This is a genomic window from Paraburkholderia guartelaensis, assembly GCF_004353905.1.
GTDB lineage: Bacteria > Pseudomonadota > Gammaproteobacteria > Burkholderiales > Burkholderiaceae > Paraburkholderia > Paraburkholderia guartelaensis.
The window spans coordinates 1-7581 of the sequence record NZ_SMOD01000095.1; the positions used below are offsets into that span (position 1 = coordinate 1).

Consider the following 7581-nt stretch of genomic DNA (forward strand, 5'->3'; position numbering starts at 1 on the left):
CGCAAAGTGATCTACACGACCAACGCCATTGAAAGCGTGAACGCCCAGCTACGCAAGATCGTCAAGACGCGTGGGCACTTCCCCACGGACGAGGCCGCGACCAAACTGCTGTGGCTGGCCTTGCGCAATATCACGGCTGACTGGAGCCGTGCCGCACATGACTGGAAAGCCGCGATGAACCAGTTCGCGATCCTCTACGAGGATCGCTTCACCAGGAATCATTTGTAGAATGCAATTGATGACCTGCCAGACGGCAGGTTTTTATCTGCCTTGCACACAAAAATTCAGACACTTCCCCATACCGACCAGCTTTCCGAGGTAATCACTCGCCCTGAGTACGATCTCCATTCGGGTCACGCTGAGCGCGCGGTCGTATTCATTTACCACGGCGGTGAGACCGTCAGTCAACGATTCAGGCACATTCCAGACTCCAGTGCGGTCTGCCTGATCGAGCACTTCTCCGAGGCCACGCTCAACGCGTTCGATGTCCGCGATATCGAGCTGCCCATGTCGCGCCCGGGTGATGAAGCTCGTGATGATGATCTGCGAGAGGAGATTAACCAGCGAGCGGTCCGCTTCTCCATTGCGCAGACGCTCGAGCGCAATCCGTGCACGCAGCGCAAGATCCGAGGATTCCTTGCGGGGCATGGGAAGAAAGAGCGATTTTGCATGCGCACTGGCAGACGGACGACGCGGGGAACGGTAGTTCCTGTTTGACATGTTCGACAGCGGGCGAATGGATTTCGGGTTCGAATATTGGGACGCTTCACCGCAGGGCAAGAGCACCCGTCAAAATTTGTCGCTGTCTCGCGGTTCGTCGCGTTTTCTGTGTGGTCGCCTTTCGATGCCTGGCTGCAGGCTTGTTGCGAAACCGCCTATAAACGCGACTAACTGTCCGCGCGCCGCGACTCCGGCAAGCGCCTGACGGCGGCCTCCGCTTTCCTGCATTGGCGGCACTCCCCAGGGACCGCTGGAAAGTCGGAGCAGGCAGAGGGGCATTGCTGCCCGGGTCAGGACGAAAACAACTGTGCCTTCCTCGCGCTGATTGCGCAGACGGAGCCGGAGTCTGTCGGCGAACTGACATTCAGGATGGGAGGCGCAAAACCGGATCGGTCGAGGACCTTGAAGACACGCGGGAAAGACGGGCTGATTCACCTTGAAACGAGCTTCGGCCCGTCAAATGACGTCGCGGGCCGTATCGCCCGCGATGTCCTTCCAGGAATGCTACGCGGGAGCGATTCCGCTGTTCGGCGGGCATCGGAACAACGGAATCGGTGAATGGTGAGCGGTGCGCGGTGAGCAGGCGCTAGAATAGCCGTCCTGGTAGCCGTAGCCGCCTGTGACGCATCCGCCTGACCAGCGGAAACAGCGCGCGTGATGCCGCAAGTGCGCGGCGCAAGGATTGTGGGAGCAAAAGCAAATGACGGACGAACTAAGAGCGAAGATTGGTACTGTCGCGGGCAAGCTCGTGCAGGAAGCGATGACGACCCGACTGACTTGGGAGGAGATCGTCGCAGCGTTTGGCCTGGCCGCTAAAGCGACCGCGCAGGCTGCCGCGAGTGCGGGCGATGCGCCGGCAGATGAATGCGTTGCACGCGCGCGCAGGTACTTTGAAGATGCCTTCGCGCAGGACGTCCACGTTGTCATTGCGGATGGCGATGCGGCAAAAGGCGACGCCGAGGCCGATGAGAATCCGCTTCTGGCAACTGCCCGCCGTCGTCACATGTCCAAACTCCATTGAACGTCAGGCGAACTCCGCGGCGCGGATAGCCAGGCACGCGCTGCTCAGTATGCCCAGGAAAGCCCGGGAGAAAAATCCAGTTTCAGTCGTCCCCGGCAACGTCAGGTGATTGACCTCTCCGGTCAGCCCGGCGATGCAGGTCGGTGGCAAGTCGACCTGACACAGCGCAATTTTTTGCGTAGCGGGACCCGGTCACCTCGATGCGCATTGTGCGGCATGGCGCGGGGAGCCTGGCACGCTATACCGGCTCATAGCAGGATCGCCTGCTGCAGCAGTTCCAGCGCTTTCAGTTCGTCCAGGTGACCCGTGCGTGCCTTGCCTGCCAGCGTCTTGATCAAGGCTTCCGCTATCGGCTCAATACCGTGAAGATTGTCCAGACTCGTCACGGAAGCGAAGGGGAACGCTGCCAGGTTTCGCTGCGGTACTGCGGATGCGGCGAGCGACTCTGGGGTTGCACGTGTAGCTGCCGGCGCCCCGTCACCACCTTCTTCAGGCAGGTGACCGGTAACGTCGTCGGGAAAACCATTTACATGATCTTGCGCGCTGGTAACGATCGCCTCTTTCTCTCCTGCGACATTCGCCGAAACAGTTGCGCTTTCTGGATCGCTCGCCCGCGCGCGCCGTCCACGCGCCTTCGCACCGGCGCCCTTCGCCGGCACGTCATCCTTTGTTGTGAGCGCAACCGGTTCGTGCTCTTGAGCGGATACGCGTGCGCGCGAAGCAGGCGCAAGCATACGCGAAACCGACGCTGGAATATCGGCTTCAGAGCGCGGGGTGTCCAGCCAGCCAGCGGGCAAGCCAAGCCGTTCAGTGAACCGGTTGGCTTCGACAGCGTCCAGGCGCTTCTTGCCATGCAGCCGGTGGGCCATGTTGGAGCCACTCAACTCCATAACCACGCCAAGTCTTGCTTTCGATCCGTTGCGACTCGTGAGAACGTGGAGGTTGGTGCGCCGGATGTTTTCTACGTCGGCCCCATCGTTGAGTGCCAGCGACTGCTGCTGGGCCGCTTCAGGAGACGTCCTGGATTTCGAACGCGAAGCTTTTCGCGGCGTACGAGCTTCGGGCTGTCCGGCCGTTTCGCCTGGACTGGTCTTGACGGCCCTGGGCGTACCACCGGTTGCTTTCCTTGGCATTTGCGCTTCCTCGGACAAACTGTCTTCAAGAGAGGGTTGCGGGTCGACGGTCAGGACAGAAGCCGGCTTGAGTGCTTCGGACTCTCCGTCTGGTTCGTCGTCGGTTTGAATGAAGTCGAGCGGTGACTTCAGGCGAGCGATGGTCTCGGCTGCGAGGCCAGGATTGGGCTGGTCAAAAAAGCCATGCGGCAACCTGAGCGTGGTTTCCATGTGAAAGGCGGTCTCGGGAGTGAACCTCTCGCCCTTCATCAATTCGGCCACGCGCGTCATGCTGGATTCAAGTGCGATGGCGATATTCTCTGCGCCTACCGTATCGACCAGAAACTGGAACGACCGTGTCTTGAAAATGGAGGTGGTCTGGGCGGAGTCCTGAGCAGGCGCCTTCACATACGGCTGTCCCGGCCGCTTGGGCTGAGACTTCTTTTCCTGGCGAGCCTGGCGTTGGCCGCTGTCGCGGGATCCCGCATATCGCCCGCGGGTTTGATTCATAAAGTAGGGCTCCATGCGGTCGCTGATATCCTTAAGGTGTTGATTATAGACGCGGCGATGTTGGTATTTGATGTGTCATTCGCACATGACGCGTAAATCTATGCCGGGACGAAGGTGGCGGCCTCCTTGATGTGCTGGTTTTCCGTGATCGGGTTTGGAATGAAGAGGACAACGAATGAAGTCACGAAAGAAATCAGGTGATCATTCATGGTCCAGCTTGAGGCGTCAAAGGTTATTAAGCCACTTGAAGCTGCGACGAGCTCGGGGTCGTCGATGAGCTGACGACGAGCGGATATTCCGTTCAGGGAGGGCGTGGCGCTCTGCTCGCCACCACAAACGGCGCATCGACGAATGGGGGCGAGGTCTTGCACGACCCGCTCATGACGCTAGTCGCCGTCGACCGGCAGGTCGACCACCCGATTATCTTCGAGCGCAACGTATTCGCGTGACAAGTCCTTGATGCGGATTTTCAGTATTTGGGAATGCGCAACTTACCTGGAACATCAAATTTACGTTTCCCGAAATCGTCGTGCCTCCGGTGTCACGACGGTGCGAAAACGACCGCGCCGCGATCCTCAAAATGTTTGAAGCTCCGGATAAAACGGTATAGCTGTCCGGCGATCTCCAGCCGGTTTCGTCCAGCGCGGGTTTGCTCAAGGATCTCTTCGGCCTGGGTCGCGGCGATGTCCCCGTGATATCTCAGGCGATCCTGATCTCGCCTGGCATCGCCAACGTACATGGCGCAGACGTCATTGCATTTCTGCATCATGATCACACTTCCGCCAGAGTTCAGGGACAGTTCGAGATATTCGGCCAACGTCAGAAGTGACTCAGTCGTCATGGCGATTCACCTGAGAGCACGGCTCGCAGCATCGATCCACTGGGTGGTGGCATCGACACCCACCGAGGATAGCGCCACGAACTTCCGGCACTTGCCTCGCCTGATTTAAACAATCTACGCGGCGGACGGCGTCCCGGTCACCGTGATCATGCACGGGACCGAGCGGGTTCACCGCGCACGCGTCGCGAGGCGCAGTGGGCCACCACATCGAGGAGGCTGTCTGGCATGGTGACTGCCAATCGTCAGAAAATTGTCGTGCGACAGGCACCTGCCATGGCCACCGGCATGCTTTCGATCGTAGTGCTTCTGGTCGGGGATGTCGATTCTTCGAAGGACTGTTGCGTTGCCGGCGCGGAGTTCAACCGTTTTCCTTCACAGGATATCCGCTGTTTTGCAGGGCAATGATGGATCCGGGCAGCGTGGACGCAAGCGCGGCATCAACGCTACCGCAAATGCGCGGTTCGTCCTGCGTCTTCACGCCGATGCTGGATCGAATCAATTCCCTGGAGGACGGGCGAAACGCTTGCGCTTCGTCAACCGGAGAATCGACCGATGTCGAGAAGAGGGCGCACCAGGACATCGCGCGCATGCGCTGGCATGTCCATCGCTTCATTAAAGATTGATGCGCAGGGTGCAAGAAAAACTGGCCCGCAGGACGGGCCACACAACGGGATGCGACGCGCGCCGGTCAGGCTGGCTTGATATTTGCAGCCTGCTTGCCCTTCGGCCCCATCTTCACATCGAAGCTTACTTTCTGGTTTTCCTGCAGCGACTTGAAGCCTTCAGTCTTGATTTCGGAAAAGTGGGCGAACAGGTCTTCGCCGCCGTCATCCGGGGTGATGAAGCCAAAGCCTTTCGCATCGTTGAACCATTTTACAGTGCCAGTTGCCATTTTTTGAATCCTGTCGATGTTGAAACCTGAAATCGCGAGAATACGGCATCGCATGGAGGCGATCACCCGCAAGGGATGACTTTTTACCACGCCGGGATGACACCTGCCAATCAGCAGGTCCATGGACTGCACAGGGTCTGGCTTTCAACGACCCAGGCCCGGTGCAGACATTCGTCGTTCCAACGGCTGACGGCGGCACCCTATGATTGCCGCGCGGCAATCGCGCAGATACGGCCGTAGCCATCGCGAAAGGTTTTGAGTATGCGGGCGTCGCTGGCGTGCGGCTCGAGCAAAAATACGCTTCCAGCGCCGCGATCGTGATCACGCATCCGATCGTACTGTTCTGGCGTACGAGACAGAACTCCACGCCGAGGCGATTGGCGAGCACCTGCGGTTCGAGTTCGGCGGTTTCCATAGGCGGCAAGGACAACGCGTTGGCTCAGATCAGAATGATTTTTGCACATGTCATGGATTTCGGGTCACCGGTGGCCGGTCTGCATGTGCTCGCGTCGTATCTGTAATGGCGGTGTCGATGTTATCGCGCGGTCGCCCAAAATGCGGCACTGGTCGGGCAGATGGCCGCGGCGGCTGCATCGATGTCAGATCAGGGAAGTCACCTGCAACGCGCGGTAACCGTTTCAGGCCTGGAACTCGCGGGCGCTGAGCGCAAGCCAGCCGTCGGCCGGATTCCATCGTCGTCGGCGACGTCACCCATTGTCAGCTTTGTGAGGATTGCTGCTCGCGCCACCCGGTAATGGCGTTGCCACGACGGGCGTTCGGAATTACCTTCATGCATCAGGGCGGAGGCGGAATGGATCACGTCTGCCTGCAGGACAGTTGTGTTGCCGCGTCTGGCAATGGAAACTGCACAAGCCACGCGAAGGTGAGTTTATTCAGGATGCCGAATACGCGGCCGTAGTCCAGTGAGCGCATGACACGCCGGAGCCAATCGCAAGGCTTGCTTCCTGAGACGGCGTGATGACTGGCAACGCGCGGAACGGCGAATCGGGGCGGCGGCGGGTAGTACGATGTGGCGCAAACTCGCCTGAGGGAGAGTCGAAGCAGTGGACACCGATTCTGGAGCAGCCGGAGGCCTGCTACCAGGAAGGCAGCAGGCCTGATAACGCACTTCAGGCTGCTGCGTCCTTGAGCTTCTTCAGCGCGCGCGCCTTGATCCGGACGGTCGCAGGCTTCGCGTCGAACCAACGCTCTTCGCCCGTGAACGGGTCCTTGCCGAAACGACGCTTCTTCGCCGCCACCTGCTGAACGTTGATCTTCAGAATACCCGACAGCGTGAACTCACCCGCACCCTTCTTGTGGACGGCGCCCAGGATCGTGTCTTCGAGCGCTGCCAGTACAGCCTTCGCTGCCTTTGGCTCGACGTTAGCTGCCGCCGCGACGTGTGTCGCGAGCGACGCCTTGGTGAATTTGTCCTTGACCGGTGCACCAGCGACCACCTTCTTCGCCGTACCGTTCGCTGCTTTCGCTGCGCTACCTTTGGTCGCCGGAGCAGCAGCCTTCTTTGCTGCGGGTTTTTCCGCAGCCTTCGATGCAGTCTTTGCCATAGTCGTCGATGACTCATTTTCGAGTTGGGGGGCGCTTGCCACTTCATCCTTGTGCAGCAAGCACGCGCATTCTATGATGCTTCGCGATTCATGTGTCAAGAAAACACCTTAAAAAGCGCACTCAAATGTCATATCAGCGGAATACCTGGTTCGACACGTGCTCAAGGTGCCGGACATTCCGCCCGGTTTTGAGTGCAGAAATGATGCCTGCCGATTTCTCCATGGTTTTTTTCGGACGCTTGCCTGTGCGCCTCGTTCCGCGTGGACCGGGTTCATGGCCATCTCCTCGAGTGGTGAGATCGATCAGATCAAAAGAGCTTCACTATGCAGGTCTTGTTCGGGGGCGAAATACGATGCACGGCTAACACTGTATCGATTTGACCAGGCCCCAGGGCGGTCAAAAAAAGACTTGATTTCCAGGGGGAGCAGTACGGAGTCACATGCGCGAGGTTGCATACGGTTTCGTCGGACTGGCGCCTCGTTACCTCGTTAAGTGCAGTGACCCACTAGGCGATATGACTTCACGTGAGGTAGAAGGGCTGGCCTGCCGTGAGGAATCAAACGCGGGTTAGCATTGCTGCCAGTGCCGCACGGTGTGGACGGTGCCACACTCGGCGATTTCCCGCGCGGAGGCCGGCGGGTAGCAGCAACGCATTGCTGCGTCGCCGCCCCCTAAGAACGCAGCGTGCGACTTTCACCGCACTGCGCTCAAGCACAGCGTTAAGTGTCGTCCCGACACCGACCATGTTGACTACACATGGACTTCGCATACGTCTCATCGTTGATTCACCGTATTGTCACGGCGAGAGGCGCCGAACCGTAGTGATACCGGCTTCTTCCAGGCTTCCTCTCGTCGAACCTCAGACGATGGCATACGACAGCTGCACCATGCGGAAGTGGGCACCCTTTCAGGTCAGGGC

9 protein-coding genes and 1 pseudogene are annotated in these 7581 nt (G+C 59.1%); 2 read left to right on the top strand and 8 right to left on the bottom strand.

The genetic code is table 11. From position 1 onward, the window contains the following. A partial coding sequence (locus E1N52_RS42520) for a transposase (protein ID WP_133184843.1) occupies positions 1 to 228 on the top strand: 228 nt, incomplete at its 5' end. Between the two features lie 33 nt (positions 229 to 261). Here the strand turns inward: E1N52_RS42520 and E1N52_RS42525 are convergent. Further along, positions 262 to 648, bottom strand: a complete 387-nt coding sequence (locus E1N52_RS42525; RefSeq protein WP_133191029.1) for a hypothetical protein — start codon at positions 646 to 648, stop codon at positions 262 to 264. Between the two features lie 772 nt (positions 649 to 1420). On the opposite strand from E1N52_RS42525, the gene E1N52_RS42530 reads away from it, so the two are divergent. After that, the gene (locus E1N52_RS42530) at positions 1421 to 1741 is read left to right on the top strand and encodes a hypothetical protein (RefSeq protein ID WP_133191031.1); all 321 of its coding nucleotides are present in this window, start codon (positions 1421 to 1423) and stop codon (positions 1739 to 1741) included. A gap of 248 nt (positions 1742 to 1989) precedes the next feature. Here the strand turns inward: E1N52_RS42530 and E1N52_RS42535 are convergent, their stop codons facing one another. The 7 genes and pseudogenes from E1N52_RS42535 to E1N52_RS42565 form a co-directional block, all read right to left on the bottom strand. After that, entirely contained in the window at positions 1990 to 3363 is a 1374-nt protein-coding gene (locus E1N52_RS42535) for a hypothetical protein (protein ID WP_133191033.1), read from the bottom strand. A gap of 98 nt (positions 3364 to 3461) precedes the next feature. Next, a complete protein-coding gene (locus tag E1N52_RS42540) occupies positions 3462 to 3734 on the bottom strand; it encodes a hypothetical protein (RefSeq protein WP_133191035.1) in 273 nt (90 codons plus the stop codon). A gap of 170 nt (positions 3735 to 3904) precedes the next feature. Further along, entirely contained in the window at positions 3905 to 4204 is a 300-nt protein-coding gene (locus tag E1N52_RS42545) for an RNA-binding protein (protein WP_133191037.1), read from the bottom strand. A gap of 358 nt (positions 4205 to 4562) precedes the next feature. Next, entirely contained in the window at positions 4563 to 4793 is a 231-nt protein-coding gene (locus E1N52_RS42550; RefSeq protein ID WP_133191039.1) for a hypothetical protein, read from the bottom strand. A gap of 99 nt (positions 4794 to 4892) precedes the next feature. Continuing rightward, positions 4893 to 5096 carry a cold-shock protein gene (locus E1N52_RS42555; protein ID WP_042293433.1) on the bottom strand — a complete coding sequence of 68 codons (204 nt, stop codon included), beginning with the start codon at positions 5094 to 5096 and terminating at the stop codon, positions 4893 to 4895. Between the two features lie 200 nt (positions 5097 to 5296). After that, positions 5297 to 5511: pseudogene (locus tag E1N52_RS45185) on the bottom strand (DUF1488 family protein). A gap of 715 nt (positions 5512 to 6226) precedes the next feature. Next, on the bottom strand, positions 6227 to 6661 hold the full coding sequence (locus tag E1N52_RS42565) for an HU family DNA-binding protein (RefSeq protein WP_133191041.1): 435 nt from the start codon (positions 6659 to 6661) through the stop codon (positions 6227 to 6229). Positions 6662 to 7581: the final 920 nt, after the last annotated feature.